Source organism: Hymenobacter qilianensis (genome assembly GCF_014638675.1).
Classification (GTDB): Bacteria; Bacteroidota; Bacteroidia; order Cytophagales; family Hymenobacteraceae; genus Hymenobacter; species Hymenobacter qilianensis.
On the sequence record NZ_BMFN01000002.1, the window covers coordinates 1,529,329 to 1,547,372 of the forward strand.

Genomic DNA, 18,044 nt, shown 5'->3' on the forward strand with positions numbered 1-18,044 from the left:
ACGACAGTATATTAAAACACCATCTACCTATACAATCCATTCATTAAGGTATATAATTGTGCGTTTGCTGTTCATCACACATGCCAGAGCATGAAGAGAATACACCTTTTTGAGTTAGAGGATTTTCCATGGTTTCCGAACTGGCTTAGGAACTGCCTCACGCGCCTCATTGTGGTAATGCACAACATGCTAGGCACCCCTCACGAGCTAGCTCAATTAGTAGCCAGAGCCCTACAGTATTCATCGAGCCCAACAATTGTTGACCTCTGTTCCGGCAGCGGCGGCCCCATGCTAGAAGTATTCGCCACTTTAAAAGGCCAGCCAGAAGGAGCAGATCTTACCCTACTACTCACCGACCTGTACCCAGACGTAGAAGTCGCAGCGCAACTGAATAATAGCCACGCCCCAGGCCTGTCGTATCATCTGGCTCCGGTAAATGCGGCTGATGTAACTGCGGAGCTAGTTGGCGTGCGCACTATGGTCGGGAGCTTTCACCATATGCCGCCCACTATAGCACGGCGTATTCTTGCCAATGCTCAGGCCAGCCAGCAACCCATCTGCATCTATGAGATAAGCGACAATAGCTTTCCTGCACTATTGTGGTGGATTCCGCTACCTATGATATTCCTCATGAGTTTGTTTATTACTCCGTTTGCGCGGCCTCTAACATGGAAACAGGTAGTCTTTACCTACTTGTTGCCCATCATTCCCATCTGCTTTGCTTGGGATGGCGCCGTTTCCAATGCCCGAACTTACACGCTGGAAGATTTGAACATTCTGATAAGCGGATTAGAAACCGAAAACTACACCTGGGAAAAAGGCCGACTTACTGGTCGGGCGAATAAGCTGTATTTATTGGGCCTGCCGAAACCATAATGCCCCCCCGCCGTTCGTACCGCTACCGCTTACAGCCGGTCTTCTTCCTGCGCAGCCTGCGGTTGCGCGTCGGTAGAGTACAACCTCTACCGTATAGAGCTAGTCACGAGCTATATGCTCGCGCCAGTGGGGGCACGGTACTCCCGTAGTAAGAGCATGTCATGCACCGATAGCGAAATCGCTATAACTTGCTGGCAAGCTGGGCAGCGCAAAAACGCATAACCATCTAAAAACGAGAATTAAGTAACAAACACATAGAATATGGCTTCAGGTTTTTTTGCGCTACTGGATGATATTTCCGCTTTGGTAAAGGTGAGCGCGGCTAGTTTAGATGACGTGCCTGCCCAGGTAGCCAAAACCACCGGCAAAGTTTCAGGCATCGTCATCGACGATACGGCGGTTACGCCCAAGTATGTCGTGGGCCTCGACCCATCCCGTGAGCTTTCCATTATCTTCCAAATAGCGAAAAAGTCACTGATCAATAAATTATTGATTCTGAGTCCGGCGGCCTTACTACTGGGGTATTTCGCTCCTTGGGCCATTACACCCATTCTGATGCTGGGGGGGGCTTATTTGTGCTTCGAGGGGTATGAAAAGGTGCACTCCATGTTTAGCAAGAGCCACGACGTGGATGTTGAGAGCGAACAAGTAGAAGTGATTACGCCGGAAGAGTTGGAAAAGCAACGAGTAGCCGGGGCCGTGCGCACCGATATTATCCTGTCGGCCGAAATCATGGCCATTGCCTATAGCCAGGTAACCGACCAGCCGGTCATAAACCAGATTGCCGTAATGGCCGCCGTAGCCGTTTTTATTACCATAGCGGTATATGGCTTTGTGGGCTTAATCGTGAAAGCCGACGATATGGGGGTACACCTGGCCCAGGATAAATACCACCCTGCTACTCAAAAATTCGGGCGCGGTATCGTGAAATTCATGCCGCACTTCCTAAGTATCTTAAGTTATGTGGGTACGGCAGCCATGCTTTGGGTCGGGGCCGAAATCATCGCCCACGGCATTCCGTTTACCGCTCATTTACTGCACGATCTGGAAGAGGCGTTAGCTCATATTCCGATTGTGGCCTGGCTTGCCAAAGCGCTGTCCTGTGCTATTGGCGGGTTAATGATTGGTTTTGTGGTTGAGAAAATAGTGCATCTGGGTAAGAAGGTATTCAGCAAGAAAAAGGAAGCTATAGGTTAACCTACCCGGTGGAGGTACAACCTCCGCTCTATAGCTGGTCACGAGCTACAAGCTCGCTCTGGTAGGGTTTACATGTTCATTTCAAGATAAAAAAGCCCCCCAGCGCCCGCCACATCTTCGGTTGAAAGTGTTCGGATTAGTAGTACGAAGGTTGAGCTTTCGCCGGAGCAGCAAAGCCGCCTGCTCCACGAGGTATTTGGCTCGTGGGAAGCAGAGGAAAGCGGCGGTGAAATAGTCCGTCGTCTCTATGACGACCGCAGAGACCAGCCCCGCGAGGTAGACTTATGAGTCGTTACCTGCTCAGATAAGGTTCACAAGCAAAACAATCCTAACGGGCAGGTGGTCTTAGCACGAACGGAGCTCTTTGCAAAAAAGCGGCTTCCAGACCTCTCGCTTATCTTACTTGCTTATGAACATTGGAATCATTGGGGCCGGCCACATCGGCAGCGCCCTGGCCGTGCGACTCACCAGCCTCGGCCACTCGGTATACATAGCCAACTCCCGCGGCCCTGAAACGCTGACGGATTTAGCTAAAAAAACTGGTGCTATCCCCGTCACGGCTCAGGAAGCCGCTCGCCACGGCGAAATCATTGTGGTAACTATCCCGCTGAAAAAAATCCCCGACCTACCCAAGGACCTGTTCGAGGGCGTGCCCGCCAGCGTGCCAGTCATTGACACCAGCAATTACTACCCCTTGCTGCGCGACGGCCAAATTCCGGAGTTGGAGAGCGGCGACCTGACCGAGAGCGAATGGGTGCAGCAGCACCTGGTCCGCCCGGTGCTGAAGGTATTCAACAACATCTTCGCCGCAAACCTCGAAAACAATGGTCAGCCTGCTGGCACGCCCGGCCGCATCGCGCTAGCGGTAGCCGGCGACGATACGGCCGCCAAGCAAAAAGCAATGGCCTTAGTCGATGAATTGGGTTTCGACGCCGTAGACGGCGGCAGCCTGCACGAGTCGTGGCGGCAGCAGCCGGGCTCGCCGCTATACTGCACCGATTTGCCAGCTGCCGAAGTGCAGCAGCATTTAGCTAGCCTGGGCACCACGCGTACGGCCGAGCAGCACGCCGAATTCGCGGCCAATCAAGCCGCGTCAGAAAAACAATTGGAGGCACAAGGCGTCCGGCTGTAAGAGCCGCCATCTAAATCCACTTTGGCCGACCAACCGCTAGCCGGTTGCCTCAAGCCCCACTGAACAAGTTCCGTTAAATATCGGAACTCGTTCAGTGGGGCTTGTTCGATAAAGGGGCGTTGCCAAGTGCCGGTTCGAGCGCTGCGTAACCGGAGCCAGCGCTTCAGCCTAGCATCAGTAGTTCGGAAAATATCCTTGGGCCTCTGATGACAAAGCAGCCTTCCCGTCCCCGTGTCGCCCGCTACAATAGCCTCCAGGAAACGCAGCAACTAACAGGCTCAACAGATGTTCCAGGCTCTCTGCCCTCATTTCTCAAACGCCCTCAACGACACGCTACAACCCGTAGTGCAGCAAATTCGGATTGCGTAAGATTCCGACTATATGGCTATTCACGAGCTGCCAGTTCGAGCCAGTTTGGAGTTCACTGCGAGCTAAAAAGCCCCCCAGCACCCGCTACACCTGCGGCTAAAGGTGCTCGAAGATAAATGGTTCTGCTGGCGCGAGTTTAGCGTAGCGTAACTCGTGACAGTCTTTGTCGGGAGGCTGCGCCTCCTGCCGTTAGCGCCGCTTGCAGCCGGGCTTGTTCTTATGTAGCTTGTAGCTGCGCACCAGTGGAGGTGCAACCTCCGCTTCAAGACTAGTCACGAGCTACAAGCTCGCGTTAGTTGGGCACTAATTTAAAAAGCTTATCATTTTTATATGACTTGTCGACTCTATATATTTTTAGTTATTATGTTAATTGCAACTTCCTGTTCTAATAACAACAAATGTGCAATACAACCACGTTCTAATTTCGATGGAGATGGCCTAATAGTGTTGAGGCGAGGACAAGGCCAAGATGGATTATTTCAAATGGAGTTTTATCCAACCTGTCATATAGATACAACTGATTTAGTAGCTTCATTAAACAAGGCAGGAATTGGAATAGCATTTTCCACCTTTGAATGGCATTTACTAATTAGACCAAGCACGTATGGACACATTGTAAGCACTTTTAAAGAAAATACAAAAACGATAAAGTTAAATCGAAAAATCAATAAAGGAATTCATTGTTGGAACTGTGGATTGAACGAAATATTTATAATTCCAGTACATATTATTTTTCATGATACCATTTCTTCCTATGCTACATATAGTTTTCAAAATAAAATAAATTCTTATTCTATAAAAACCGAAAATGAAACAATTAAACTTAAGCTTAGATATGTGGGAGTAATAGAAGTTGATACTATAACAGCATTGTGAAAACATCATGTACTTATTAAATACTGTAACAAACTCTCTTGCTATATCATGTAATGACATTGTTACATATATATCTTGAACAACTACTATAAATTCAGCCAAAAAGTCAGCAAAAGCTCTTCTGCACCCCGTTTGCTAAGCCACTCGTAGAACTTCTTAACCCGAAGCCTACCTAAAGACCTAGCAGCTATGAACTTCAATAATTATACGATCAAGGCACAGGAGGCCGTGCAGAAGGCCACTGAAATTGCCGGGGGCAATCAGCAGCAAGCCATCGAGACGGGCCACCTGCTGAAGGGCCTCTTCCAGAGCGACGAGAACGTACTGTCGTTTCTGGCCAAAAAGCTGGGTGTGAACCTGAATATCCTCACGCCTCGCCTCGACGCTATTGTAGCTGCTTATCCGAAAGTAAGCGGCGGTTCGCCTTATTTATCGAATGATGCCAACGCGGCCTTGCAGCGGGCTACCGGCTTCCTCAAGGAGTTTGAGGATGAGTATGTGTCGGTGGAACACTTGCTGCTGGGACTGCTGGGGGGCAAAGATGCCGTAGCTACCCTGATGAAGGATGCAGGCTTCAATGAAAAAGACCTGAAAGCTGCCATCAAGGAGCTGCGCGGCGGCCGCAAAGTCACCAGCCAGACCGCCGAGGATCAGTACCAGAGCCTCAATCGCTACTCCCGCAACCTAAACGAGCAGGTGCGCTTAGGCAAGATGGACCCGGTGATTGGCCGCGACGAGGAAATTCGTCGGGTACTCCAGATTCTGTCGCGCCGCACCAAGAACAACCCGGTGTTGCTCGGTGAGCCCGGCGTGGGTAAAACCGCCATTGTGGAGGGCCTAGCCCAGCGCATCGTGGCCGGCGACGTGCCCGAAAACCTCAAGGACAAAATCATCATGTCCTTAGACATGGGCTTGCTCATTGCGGGGGCCAAGTACAAAGGCGAGTTTGAGGAGCGCCTCAAGTCCGTCATCAAAGAAGTAACCGACTCCGACGGCCAGATCATCCTGTTCATCGACGAGATGCACACGCTGATTGGGGCCGGCGCGGGCGGTGAGGGCGCCATGGACGCGGCCAACCTGCTTAAGCCTGCTTTGGCGCGGGGTGAGTTGCACTCGATTGGCGCTACCACGCTCAAGGAGTATCAGAAATACATCGAGAAAGACAAGGCCTTGGAGCGTCGTTTCCAGGCAGTGATGGTGGATGAGCCCAGCATTGAGGACGCCATCAGCATCATGCGCGGTATTAAGGAGAAGTACGAGCTGCACCACGGCGTCCGCATCACCGACGATGCCGTCATTGCCGCCGTGGAGCTGAGCAGCCGCTACATCACCGACCGTTTCCTACCCGACAAAGCCATCGACCTGATGGACGAAGCGGCAGCTAAGCTGCGCATCGAGTTGAACTCCATGCCCGTGGAGCTGGATGAAGTGCAGCGCCGCATCATGCAGCTGGAAATTGAGCGCGAAGCCATCCGTCGGGAAGAAAACGTTGACCGGGAGAATGTGCTCAACAAGGAGCTGAGCGAGCTAACCGCCAAGCGTGACTCCCTCAAAGCACAGTGGGAAAACGAGAAATCGGTACTCACCAACATTCAGGAACAGAAGGAAGCCATTGAGCGCTTCAAGGTGGAAGCTGAGCAAGCCGAGCGCCAAGGCGACTACGGCCGGGTAGCGGAGCTGCGCTACGGCAAGATCCAGGAGGCCGAAGCCAAGCTGAAAACCTTGCAGGACGATGCCAACGCCAATAAAGATGGCGGCTCGATGCTACAGGAAGTGGTGACCCAAGAGGATATTGCCGAAGTAGTAGCCAAGTGGACCGGTATTCCGGTGAGCAAGATGCTGCAATCGGACCGCGAAAAGCTGCTGAACCTGGAGCAAGAGCTAGGCAAGCGCGTAGCTGGCCAATCGGAAGCCATTGCGGCTATTTCCGATGCCGTGCGCCGTTCGCGCGCTGGCTTGCAGGATCCTAAGCGTCCTATTGGTTCGTTTATCTTCCTGGGTACAACTGGTGTAGGTAAAACCGAGCTGGCGAAGGCCCTGGCGGAGTACTTGTTCAACGATGAGAACTCTATGGTGCGCATCGATATGAGTGAGTACCAAGAGCGTCATGCCGTGTCACGCCTCATTGGAGCGCCTCCCGGCTACGTGGGCTACGACGAAGGTGGTCAGCTAACGGAAGCCGTGCGGCGCAAGCCGTACTCCGTGATTTTGCTCGATGAGATTGAGAAGGCGCACGCCGATGTGTTCAACATCCTGCTGCAAGTGCTGGATGATGGTCGCCTCACCGACAACAAAGGCCGGGTGGCAAACTTCAAGAACACCATCATCATCATGACCTCCAACACGGGTGCCGACATCATTCAGCGGAATTTTAAAGAGCTGAACGAGTACAACCACGACGAAGTGGTGGACCGCACCCGCGAGGAAGTAATCGAGCGCCTGCGCCAGCACATGCGCCCCGAGTTCTTGAACCGCATCGACGAAATCGTGATGTTCCAGCCACTGAAGCGCAAGGAAATCCGGCGTATCGTGGACATCCAATTTAAGCAGATTCAGCACCGTCTGGAAGAAGCCGGCATTCGCTTGGAAGCCACCGACGAGGTGCTCGATTTCCTCGGCGAGCAGGGCTTCGATCCGCAGTTTGGTGCTCGCCCCTTGAAGCGGGTATTGCAGCGCCTGGTGCTGAATGAGCTGTCGAAAGATATCCTTTCGGGCCGCGTGAGCAAGGACGCGGTGGTGGAAGCCGTGCTGGAAGACGGGCACATCCGCTTCAATAATGTGAACGTGGAAATTCCGGGCGTATAAGCACCGATAATGCTTACAAAAAAAGCCCCCCAGCAATATGTTGGGGGGCTTTTTTATGAATTTAAAAACGCAAATCTCAACCTGACTTTGCTTTACCAGCTGGTTGCGCAAAAAACGCTGGCGTCAGTCTTCGCTGGATTTTATAAGGCAGTTTACGCGTCGTTCTGAAGTCGTGGATGACCCTTCTTTCACGCCCACCTCTGTAAGAGATAATCTTACGAATCCCGACTGCGGCCAGCGGGGCGGCAATAGTACCGAACATAAGTGCATGATTTCCGAAGCTGAACGCTAAGAACGAATTCTCATCCTGCGACTCTGTCGCTGCATAAGCCGCGAGCAAATTGCCTGCGATAGCACTGCCAGTCAATATAATTCCACCTGAACGGCGCGACTTAAACAAGTTGTGAATAGCCCGAACAGTATCATCTGCTGTTAACTGATTGTGGTTCAAATCGGCAATTGGCTCGGCAACCACTGTCGTAGTTTGGGCAGATGCGGTTATAGTGAGCAACAGAAGGATAGCAAGAACCTGTAGGGAGGCTATAAGACAAGCACCTATCAATCGTAATACAGGGAATGCAGCCCGCGTTCTCATATGTATGGATTATCGCAGCAGTTAGGAGCCTCTACCGCATTGTGGAAGCTTCTTTAGGTGCAGATAATTTAGTATTATTTTATAATAATATACTGATTAATAATACCATAAATATCAGGGTTGCGTTTGTTAACCTGAGTCTTTCCCAGTGCAACCAAACAGCCTTCCCTTATTTAGTTAGCCAGTATTTTTATGAAAAGAAACCTACTCCTACTTCTCCTTATTACCGCATTATTTGGCTCAAATATTCATCAGCCACTGCTTGCCCAATCCCAAGTCGCTGACTACACATATGGGGGCGCTACCGAGGAAATATTTATTAGCGCGGTGGCAACCGCCGATGGTGGAATTGTAGCGGGGGCTACCACATTAGCCGACGTTGGCGGGGATATAACCCAGCCTCCACGAGGCCCTGCTACAGGCGCAAACTTTGATTTTTGGATAGTTAGGCTTGATGCCCAAGGCAACAAGCTCTGGGACAAGCGCTATGGCGGCACGGCTGATGACCGGCTTGTTAAGATTGTTGTAGCCCCCGATGGAGGATTCTTACTCTGTGGCTGGACCAAGTCAGATGCTGGCTTGGACAGGACGGAGCCTATACGCGGCAACTATGATTATTGGGTGGTAAAGATAGACGCCCAAGGAAATAAGCAGTGGGATAAACGGTTTGGATCCAGAGATTTAGACGTACTAAAATCGGCAGTAGCGTCTCCCGATGGCGGATATTTATTAGTTGGTTACACCAACACTCCCTTAGTAGCACCAGACCAAACGTCCCCTAACGAAGACCGGACTCAACCTATCCTGGGAGGTAGTGATGTATGGCTAGTAAAGATCGATGCCCAAGGCAATAAGCAATGGGACAAACGCTTGGGTGGGTTTGGAGCTGAAGAAGTTTATGATGTAGTAAATGCACCGAATGGTGATTTTATACTGGCTTGCTTACCATCCGAGAATGGCGGAAATCTCATACATGGAGGTGACGTGACGGGTACTGGCTTCAGTACGTATGACTACTGGATAGTGCGAATTGATGCACAAGGCAACAAGATCTGGGATGAAACTTATGGCGGCTCTGGCCAAGACATTGTACGAGCACTCTTAGCTACGCCAGATGGTGGCGTTCTAGCAGTTGGCGGATCTCAGTCGCCGGTGAGCGGAAATAAGGGCACCCACACAGAGGGTAAAGGTTGCTGGCTTTTAAAGCTCGATGCGCAAGGCAATAAGCAGTGGGAGCAAGTATATGGCTCAGTACTACCACTAACAGCCGAGTATATCTATACGATGATAAATAATCCGCGCGGAGGTTACTTATTAGGTGGAGGCCTAAGTCAAAGTATAGCCCCCGATTTTCCTTATGACTTCTGGTTTGTTGATATCGATGCAGATGGCAAAGTGCGCGGGGAGCAAACGTTTGGAGGCGATAAGAACGACGGTATAAATAACATCATTCCAGGCAGTGGAGGCGCCATGTGGCTCGTCGGCGGATCCAACTCAGATATCAGCCGCCACAAGACAGCCAATAGCCGCGGTGGTCATGACATTTGGGTCGTAAAGTTGGGTAGCACTGTACTAGGTACTAAGGAGAGCACGGACTTAGGCGCTTCAATCAGCCTCTTTCCTAATCCGGTTAATCATGGCATCGTTACTATAGAAGCAAAAAATCTAGGTGAACAGCTATCCATCAAAACCGAAGTAATGAACAGCTTGGGGCAACGGGTGCAACTTCTATATCTACCCGTCCGACAGAGTTCTATCAAGCATCAACTCGATGTGAGTGCCTTAGCGCAAGGAATGTACACGGTGCTGCTTTATACCAGCGTAGGGATAATTACCAAGCAGCTTGTAAAAAACTGATTGCTAACTAGTCTGGAGGGAGTTATACAGGATAAACCCATTCAATAACGCAAATAGAAACGATGGCAACGACAGCCAAAAGCCGTCTCTAATCTTCATTCTGACTCCAAATCCTAAAAGCATCAGGAGTGCTAGTCCACCAGATGCCACCGACAGGATTAACGGCACTTTCAGACCTACCAATAAACCCAGTGCGCCGAGTATTTGGAGTGTTGCTGTTAGCGGGCCAAACTTTGCCAGACCGTAACGTTTGAATTCGTCCTTGAGGTAATGGGAGGTGAAATAGGTGATTCCAAAAAAGAAGAAGGAGATACTCGACAGCCAAATAGCAATGATTTCCATCTGGCTAAACGGTAATTACGCCCGTGTAAGCAGCCGCAATAAAGAGCGACAGAAACAGCAGAAATAACGACGGCAGATACTTATGCCACGGGTTTCTCACTTTGATATGGGCAACCTGCGCGCAGAGCATCAAAAAAGCCATCAGCAGGGCAGGAATGACCACCAAGGACGGACACCAAATACCCGCAATCAGCAAGGTGGCTAAGGCTATTTTGGTAGCGCCGACGATTGTGCGAACCAAATCCGGCAGTCCGTATTGCTTGAATTCCTTTACGATATTATCGAAGCGAAATACCCACACAACGATTATCGAAAGGGCAACGATAATCTGGGCCACTATGACTATTGTGCTCATCTTTAGGTTAAGTACGTTTTGGGCTGCACCCAATTTTATTTAGATAGCACATGATCTAATCATTAACTAGATCACCACTGTCAACCATCATAGCTGCATTCTATAAAGCACAAGCGAGCTACTAATGTTCGGTTTCGAAAGTGCTAACCAGTCTGAGGCGTATCATAGGCAGCTCTAGTAGCGCCTGTCCAAGTGGTGTATATAATCTTGCTCTAGGCAGTCTGTTGTGCGTTGGAGATCGTATAGTCATTTAATTGATTTATTGGCCTTTAACCATTCATTTCTATGCTTCACTCTTTCTCTTTCAGGCAGGCAGGAACAACTGCTCTGCCTCGCTTTATTCGTGTGGCTGCTTTAGCCGTTGGCCTGACCAGCTTGCTCCCAGGTTGCGTACAGGAAGACGGCACTATTCCCAATCCATTTACGCCAGCCAAAATCACTGTTGCTGAGCCGCGTGTGCATCCGGAAGGGATACGGTACGACGAGCTTAATCAGCGCTATTTGGTTAGCTCCCGCACCCAGGGCCGCATTGGCGCGGTGAAGGACGACGGCAGCTACCGAACCTTTGCCGATGACCCACGCCTGATTTCGACCATTGGTTTGAACCTCGACGCCGGCCGGCAGCGCCTGCTCGCGGCCGTATCAGATGGTGGCGGAAACACCAGCCGCTCAACGCCGGCCACGCTACGGCAAGTGGCCGGACTGGCCATTTTCAACGCCAACAACGGCAGCCTCCAGAGCTACGTGAATCTGGGGGCGCTGCGCCCCGGCCAGCAGCATTTTGCCAATGATATTGCCATTGACTTACAGGGCAATGCGTACGTGACCGACAGCTTCGCCCCTGTTATTTACAAAGTTGACCTGCAAGGCAATGCGTCGGTGTTTCTGGAAAACGCACAGCTAAGCGGCGGCACTGGCTTCGGGCTAAACGGCATCGTGTTCCATCCGGGGGGCTTTTTGCTGGTAGCCAAGTCCAACGACGGCGCGTTGTTTAAAGTCCCGGTAGATAACCCTGAAGCATTTACGCGCGTGACTGTTAGCCAGAGCCTGGTCGGTGCTGACGGGTTATTGATACTCACGCCCGAAACCCTCCTGGTCGTGTCGGGTGGCCAGCAAACTGTATTCCGGGTGAACAGCACCGACTCTTGGACCACGGCCCGCGCCACGGGCAGCTTTGCTACGGGTGCCGTCGGCCCTACTACCATCACCCGCCGCAGCCTCACCGATGCCTACGTGCTGTATCCGTACACAGCCACGTCACCGTTTTTTGAGATTGTGAAGGTTAAATTCATGTAGGCGTCCGCTCTAACCTGAAATTGGAAGTGCAACAAAAAAGCCTCCCAGAACTATTCTGGGGGGCTTTTTTCTCTGATACTGCTGCTACATCTTGGGCCAAGCCCGAAAATACTTTGGCTTTAATCGTTGACTGATATGTGCGGGTAGCGGCTGGCCTGCTCGGTATTGCTGAATCAAGGCTCTCTCCTTCTCTTTGCTAAACCGACTAATCTTACTGATTCCAACACCCAGCAGAGGGAGCCCCGCAGCGGCTAAAATACTGACTATCTGAATTTTATCGTTTGCAGTATATGAAAAAACGCTAGGCGAAGAATCACTGACAGGCATGGCTAAGTAGCCCACTGCCCCCAGCAAGCCTGCTCCACCCTGAATTGCAAAAAGCCGTCCGCCCCTTCTTCGGGTTTGAAAGAGATTTTGGATAGCCTGTAAGGTATCCTCGGCAGCGATGAAAGCTGCGCTATCAACAGTGGGGGGCTTTTCTACTTGAATGCCAGCACCCGAACCGGGCAAGGCTGGCTGTGCTAAGCTTGTTTGTAAGCTACTTGCATAGACCACGCTCACCAAAGCACCGATATAGAATAATCGTGTTAAAGACATGTAAAAAGAATAATTGAAATATGGCTCGATGCGGCAATGTATATGGTCAGATTCAGATAAGGAATAACAGCTTCATTTTGGATCTAAAGGCTATTACGCCTGATCAGCCATCTACATAAACCTAACTTTAGAATAAATATTAGCTTTGCCGCATGTCCGTTTTCTCGACTTACCTGCAGCTCGGCTTTTTTCACATCTTCAACCTGCAGGCCTACGACCATCTGGTGTTTCTGCTGGCCCTGTGTGCGCCGTACGTGCTCAGCGACTGGCGCCGGGTGGTGGCCCTTGTTACCAGCTTCACAGTGGGCCACAGCATTACGTTGGCGCTGGCTACGCTGGGCTTCGTGCAGTACAGCACCACGCTGATTGAGGTCCTGATTCCGGTTACCATCCTGCTGACCTGCGTGGTAAATATGAGCCGGGCCAGCCGCGATTTCAAGCGCAATCAGCCCATCGTTCTCACGTTGCCTAATGCCCTAGCCGCCATTTTCGGGCTGATACACGGACTCGGTTTTTCCAGCTATCTGCGCGAGCTGCTGGGGCAGAATACGCGCCCGGTGCTGGAGCTGCTGGCCTTCAACATTGGCGTCGAACTTGGCCAGTTACTCATTGTGGCTCTTATTCTGGTGCTGGGCTTCATCGTGCTGCGTGTGTTTCGGGCGGCCCGCCGCGACTGGGTGCTGGTAGTAAGTGGAGCCGCAGCCGGCATTGCCCTTATTCTGCTGCTGGGAAACTTCGCTGACTAAGGGTGCATGCTGGGGGCAAAAATGGGCTCGGGCAACGGTACTCCTCAGTAAGTATTATTAACGGATTCATTAAGAGGATTTCTGTAAATTTGCTTTCCTCCTTCCTGATTTTCTGCTTGTTTTTATGTTGAGAAATCTTCTCTTGCTCGTCGGTGGCATTGGACTGAGCGTCGCGCCGCTGATAGCGCAAACGCCTTCTATCCAGAACACCAATTCCGGCACCGACAAATTTGCCCAGCTCGGCACCGAGCTGCCTACTCCCAACACCTTCCGGACGGCCTCCGGTGCGCCCGGCTCCCAGTACTGGCAGCAGCGTGCCGACTACGATATCAACGTGCGGCTCGACGACGAGAAGCAGGCCATTTCGGGCACCGAGGACATTACCTACACTAACCTCTCGCCCGACGTGCTGACTTACCTCTGGGTGCAGCTCGACCAGAATATCTACGCCGAGAACTCCATGACTACCTCCACGCAGACGGCGGAGCTACAGCCGCGCATGTCGTTCGGGGCCATGGACTACCTGGCCCGCGCCGATTTCGACGGTGGGTTCAAGATTGAGTCGGTGAAGCAGAAAGGTGGCAAGGCGCTGGCGCACGTGGTAAACCATACCATGATGCGTGTGGATCTGCCCCAGCCTTTGCAGCCCAAGCAGTCGTTCACGTTCAGCATTGCGTATCGCTACAACATCAACGACGTACTTAAGCTCGGTGGGCGCTCGGGCTACGAGTATTTCCCCGAGGACAAAAACTACCTCTACGAAATAGCGCAGTTTTACCCCCGCATGGCTGTGTACGACGACGTGAACGGCTGGCAGCACAAGCAGTTCCTGGGCAGCGGCGAGTTTGCGCTTCCTTTCGGCAACTACAAAGTGAGCATCACCGCCCCTTCCGACCACGTGGTTGGTGCTACCGGCACGCTCCAAAACCCCGATCAGGTGCTGTCCGCTACCCAGCGCAAGCGTCTGGCTCAGGCAACGGATGCCAAAAAGCCCGTTGTGATTGTAACCCAGGCCGAGGCTGAGCAAGCTGAGAAGGGCCGAGCCAAAGGCACCAAAACCTGGAATTTCGTTGCTAAAAACGTTCGTGACTTCGCTTTTGCCAGTTCCCGCAAGTTTATCTGGGATGCGATGGGCCTGAAGATTGAAGGCAAGCCGATTGTGGCCATGTCGTACTACCCGAAAGAGGGCAACCCGCTGTGGGGCCAATACTCGACGGAGGCTGTGGCGCATACACTCAAAACCTACTCCAAGCGCACTATTCCTTACCAGTATCCGGTGGCTATTTCGGTGCACGGCCCCATTGGCGGCATGGAGTACCCGATGCTTTCATTTAATGGCTACCGGCCCGAGAAAGACGGCACCTACTCGGCCAACACCAAATACGGCCTGATTTCAGTGATTATCCACGAAGTAGGACACAACTTCTTCCCCATGATTGTGAACTCCGATGAGCGGCAGTGGACGTGGATGGACGAGGGTCTGAACACGTTTATGCAGTACCTCTCGGAGCAGGAATGGGAGCGCAACTATCCTTCGCGCCGCGGCGAGCCAGCCAAAATCGTGGATTACATGCGCATGGATAAGAGCCTGCAAACCCCGATTATGACTAACTCAGAATCGGTATTGCAGCTCGGCAACAACGCCTACGGCAAGCCCGCCACCGGCCTGAATATTCTGCGCGAAACCATCATGGGCCGCGAGCTATTCGATTACGCTTTCAAGGAGTACGCTCGCCGTTGGGCCTACAAGCACCCCACGCCTGCCGACTTCTTCCGCACTATGGAAGATGCCTCCGGCGTTGACCTCGACTGGTTCTGGCGCGGCTGGTTCTACACCAACGACCGCACCGACCTCGCCATTGAAGGCGTGAAGTGGTACACCGTTGATTCCAAAAACCCCGAAATTGAGAATGCCCGCAAGCGGCAGGAGCTGAACGCGGAGCCCAAGACTTTGTCGCAGCAGCGCAACCTGCAAGACATTAAGCGCACGCTCGTTGACGACGAGAAGCCCGGCCTAAAGGACTTCTACAACACGTACGATCCCATTGCCACGACGGAGGCCGACAAGCAGCGCTACCAGGAGTACGTGAAGAAGCTGAAGCCGGAGCAGCAAAAGCGTCTGAACGAAGGTCTGCACTTCTATGAAGTAGGCCTGCGCAACATTGGCGGTTTGGTAATGCCAGTAGTTGTGCAAATGACCTACGAGGACGGCAAGCAGGAAGTAGTGAACATTCCAGCCGAAATCTGGCGTCGCAATAACGAGCAGGTGACGAAAGTATTCGTTACCGATAAGCCCGTGGTGGCTTTCACGCTGGACCCGTTCCTGCAAACCGCCGACACGGACCTGAGCAACAATGCGTATCCGCGCAAATTGGCCCCCAGCCGCTTCGAGTTGTTTGAGCAGCAGCAGCGCACGCAGCCAAACCCCATGCAGCAGCAGCCCAGCGCTACGCAGCCAGTTCCGGCCAGCAGCGGCGCTACGGGCGGCGGCACTAATTAGCAGTCATTTTAGATTTCAAACAGAAACAGCCACCCATAACTGGGTGGCTGTTTCTGTTTGAAAGAATACGAGTTGAATACAATTTCTTATCAGGTTTGAATGTGGTTGCAACCTCAAGCGGCAGGATCGAACTCTTATCTGCACACAAGCAAATTTGCCCCCCAGCCCGATGAGAAAACCGTATATTATTCTGTTGTATGCCAGTGTTATAGCCGCCATCACAGGCTGCGAAAAAGAGGATAACCCTAGTCAGGAGTGCGTCAGCAGCACGATGTTGGGAACGACCTGCGAAGGCGCTTCTCTGTTGCAGATTGATACGGCTTTACCTATCGGTTCCAGTCTTTATTTCAGTGGCGACATGGGAACGGTTATTCCGGGACCAGCCGCGGTGCCTGCCACCTACGCCAATGTCGTCCAGACCTTTCAAAACTTACCTGCTTTGCGGCGGGGTGAACAGTTATTTATCCGCCTTAGACCCGCAACTTCTGATGAGCAGGTTGAGCGATTCTGTACGGCAAACAAGGTTATGTATAGCGCCCCGCAGGTTATGGTTATCGACTCCTTTTGTACTGTCAATAAAACTGCCCTAGTCAACTGATTTTCGTTGTAGCTTCGTCTTCCACCAACTCTACACCGACTATGGGACTTCTCGATGGGTTAATTGGCAACGCTTCAGAAAGCGACGCCCAGGAATTACAACAGGAACTCAGCCGCCTGCTGGCTACCGACGAGCGGGTGGAAAAGGCCTTCGTCATTATCCGCGACCAGCTTATTTTTACGAATAAGCGCCTGATTCTGGTGGATAAACAGGGCATAACGGGCAAGAAAAAGGAGTTTTTGAGCGTGCCGTACCGCAGCATTGAGCGCTTCTCCATGGAAACTACCGGGCATTTTGACCTCGATGCGGAGCTGAAAATCTGGGTGCGCGGCCAGACGGATGCTATCAGCAAAACCTTCCGCAACGACCGCAACATCTATGATGTAAGTAAAGCCCTAGCCGATTACGCTCTTTAATTAGAGAAATATGCTGAACCAAAAAGCCCCCCAGCAGACTGCTGGGGGGCTTTTTTTATTGGGTTACGCTGCCTTTCGGCTACCTCGCTACCGGCGTTTGAATAGCAGGCGGCGCAGGATTGTATTCCGGCGTAGAGTTCTGATGCTCAGCTTTTTTCTTGCCTTGGTCGTCCTTTACATCGCGGCGGCTGAAAGGACGGATAATAAGGCGCAAGGCTTGGTCGGAGCTAAAGTAGCTGAAGGCCCAGTCGACGAAGGCAACCACTTTATTGCGGAATCCTACCAACGTCATCAAGTGCACAAACAGCCACGTAAACCAGCCCAGAATACCGCTGAAATGCACGTCTTTGGGCAAGTCGACCACGGCCTTGTTGCGGCTCACAATGGCCATCACGCCTTTGTTGACGTACTCGAAATTCTTGGGAGCCTCGTTGCGCATAATACGCTGCAGGTTGTCGGCCAATAATTCGGCCTGTTGCTGGGCTACGGGCGCCAGCATGGGCATACCGCGGGGCATTTCCTCCGTCACCATATTGGCCACGTCGCCGATGGCAAAGACGTTCTGGAAGCCTTCGACTTGGTTCCAGCGGTTCACGCTGATGCGCTTGTTGCGGGCTACCACTTCGGGTGGCAAACCAGGTACTTCGGCGCCGTTCACGCCGGCGGCCCAAATCAGGTTTTCGGTGGGGATATACTCCGTATCGGAATAGTAGGCCCGGCAGTTTTCAAACCGTTTGATGGATGTGTTCAGGCGCACAATTACGCCCAGCTCTTCCAGATAACGCTTCGACTCCTGCTGCGACTTCGCCGACATGGGCCCGAGTACGGCCGGGCCGGCTTCTACCAGAATAACCTGCATCTGCTTCAGATCCAACTCCGGATAATCTTTGGGCAGCACATGGCGGCGCATCTCGGCCAGGGAGCCGCTGATTTCGACGCCCGTAGGTCCGCCGCCCACCACCACGATATTCAGCAGAGCCTGCTTTTCCTCGGGGTTTTCGGTGAGCAGGGCTTTCTCGAAGTTCTGGAAAATAAAGCTGCGCAAGTTCAGGGCATTCGGAATGCTCTTGATTTGCATGGCATTCTTCTCGATACTCTCAATGCCGAAGAAATTGGTAAGTGAGCCCGTAGCTATTACCAGGTAATCGTAGCGAATATCGCCTACGCTGGTATGCACCACGTTGCGCTCGGGCGCTACGCGCTGCACGTCGGCCATGCGGTAGAAAAAGTTTTTCTGACCAGCGAAAATCTTGCGAATGGGGTACGCAATGCTGTCCGCCTCGAGGGCGCCGGTGGCCACCTGGTAAAGGAGCGGCTGAAAATTGTGGTAATTATTGCGGTCGATGACGACCACTTGCACGGGCGCGTGGCGCAATTCTTTCGCCAGCCGCAAACCCGCAAACCCGCAGCCGATAATAACGACGCGCGGATGGGCGGAAACCGGGAGGTTCGTATCCATAAGACTGAAAAACAAGGTATAAGGTGCT

General features: G+C 52.1%; 16 protein-coding genes. 11 read left to right on the forward strand and 5 right to left on the reverse strand.

From position 1 onward, the window contains the following. The first annotated feature begins 90 nt into the window (after positions 1-90). From IEW06_RS14150 to clpB, 5 genes are all read left to right on the forward strand, one after another. Complete coding sequence (locus IEW06_RS14150; RefSeq protein WP_187733093.1) at positions 91-876, forward strand: hypothetical protein; 786 nt, start codon at positions 91-93, stop codon at positions 874-876. Between the two features lie 261 nt (positions 877-1,137). Then, entirely contained in the window at positions 1,138-2,073 is a 936-nt protein-coding gene (locus IEW06_RS14155; protein ID WP_188548451.1) for a DUF808 domain-containing protein, read from the forward strand. A gap of 409 nt (positions 2,074-2,482) precedes the next feature. Further along, a complete protein-coding gene (locus tag IEW06_RS14160) occupies positions 2,483-3,205 on the forward strand; it encodes an NADPH-dependent F420 reductase (RefSeq protein WP_188548452.1) in 723 nt (240 codons plus the stop codon). 699 nt (positions 3,206-3,904) lie between these two features. Further along, complete coding sequence (locus IEW06_RS14165; RefSeq protein ID WP_188548453.1) at positions 3,905-4,450, forward strand: hypothetical protein; 546 nt, start codon at positions 3,905-3,907, stop codon at positions 4,448-4,450. Between the two features lie 189 nt (positions 4,451-4,639). Next, a complete protein-coding gene (clpB, locus tag IEW06_RS14170) occupies positions 4,640-7,255 on the forward strand; it encodes an ATP-dependent chaperone ClpB (protein WP_187733095.1) in 2,616 nt (871 codons plus the stop codon). A 76-nt stretch (positions 7,256-7,331) separates the two neighbouring features. Here the strand turns inward: clpB and IEW06_RS14175 are convergent, their stop codons facing one another. Then, entirely contained in the window at positions 7,332-7,766 is a 435-nt protein-coding gene (locus tag IEW06_RS14175) for a hypothetical protein (RefSeq protein WP_188548454.1), read from the reverse strand. A 276-nt stretch (positions 7,767-8,042) separates the two neighbouring features. Here IEW06_RS14175 and IEW06_RS14180 point away from each other — a divergent pair, with 276 nt between their 5' ends. Next, positions 8,043-9,707 (forward strand): T9SS type A sorting domain-containing protein, encoded by a 1,665-nt coding sequence (locus IEW06_RS14180; RefSeq protein WP_188548455.1) that lies wholly within the window; start codon positions 8,043-8,045, stop codon positions 9,705-9,707. A gap of 3 nt (positions 9,708-9,710) precedes the next feature. On the opposite strand, the gene IEW06_RS14185 is transcribed toward IEW06_RS14180, so the two are convergent. Both IEW06_RS14185 and IEW06_RS14190 read right to left on the reverse strand, forming a co-directional pair. Then, the gene (locus tag IEW06_RS14185) at positions 9,711-10,049 is read right to left on the reverse strand and encodes a DoxX family protein (RefSeq protein ID WP_187733099.1); all 339 of its coding nucleotides are present in this window, start codon (positions 10,047-10,049) and stop codon (positions 9,711-9,713) included. 4 nt (positions 10,050-10,053) lie between these two features. Then, entirely contained in the window at positions 10,054-10,404 is a 351-nt protein-coding gene (locus tag IEW06_RS14190) for a DoxX family protein (RefSeq protein ID WP_187733100.1), read from the reverse strand. Positions 10,405-10,689: 285 nt separating this feature from the next. Between IEW06_RS14190 and IEW06_RS14195 the strand changes: the two genes are divergently transcribed. Beyond that, positions 10,690-11,700: a hypothetical protein gene (locus IEW06_RS14195; protein ID WP_188548456.1), complete on the forward strand. Its 1,011-nt coding sequence runs from the start codon at positions 10,690-10,692 to the stop codon at positions 11,698-11,700. 84 nt (positions 11,701-11,784) lie between these two features. Here IEW06_RS14195 and IEW06_RS14200 read toward each other — a convergent pair whose 3' ends face one another. Next, positions 11,785-12,297: a hypothetical protein gene (locus IEW06_RS14200; protein ID WP_187733103.1), complete on the reverse strand. Its 513-nt coding sequence runs from the start codon at positions 12,295-12,297 to the stop codon at positions 11,785-11,787. 152 nt (positions 12,298-12,449) lie between these two features. Here IEW06_RS14200 and IEW06_RS14205 point away from each other — a divergent pair, with 152 nt between their 5' ends. From IEW06_RS14205 to IEW06_RS14220, 4 genes are all read left to right on the forward strand, one after another. Further along, positions 12,450-13,043 (forward strand): HupE/UreJ family protein, encoded by a 594-nt coding sequence (locus IEW06_RS14205; RefSeq protein WP_187733104.1) that lies wholly within the window; start codon positions 12,450-12,452, stop codon positions 13,041-13,043. A gap of 124 nt (positions 13,044-13,167) precedes the next feature. Then, positions 13,168-15,543, forward strand: a complete 2,376-nt coding sequence (locus IEW06_RS14210) for a M1 family metallopeptidase (protein ID WP_187733105.1) — start codon at positions 13,168-13,170, stop codon at positions 15,541-15,543. Between the two features lie 169 nt (positions 15,544-15,712). Continuing rightward, the gene (locus tag IEW06_RS14215) at positions 15,713-16,141 is read left to right on the forward strand and encodes a hypothetical protein (RefSeq protein ID WP_187733106.1); all 429 of its coding nucleotides are present in this window, start codon (positions 15,713-15,715) and stop codon (positions 16,139-16,141) included. A 41-nt stretch (positions 16,142-16,182) separates the two neighbouring features. Continuing rightward, entirely contained in the window at positions 16,183-16,557 is a 375-nt protein-coding gene (locus tag IEW06_RS14220; RefSeq protein ID WP_166074214.1) for a PH domain-containing protein, read from the forward strand. Between the two features lie 79 nt (positions 16,558-16,636). Here IEW06_RS14220 and IEW06_RS14225 read toward each other — a convergent pair whose 3' ends face one another. Beyond that, positions 16,637-18,016, reverse strand: coding sequence for an NAD(P)/FAD-dependent oxidoreductase (locus IEW06_RS14225; protein ID WP_187733107.1), 1,380 nt, complete (start codon positions 18,014-18,016; stop codon positions 16,637-16,639). Positions 18,017-18,044 lie beyond the last annotated feature (28 nt).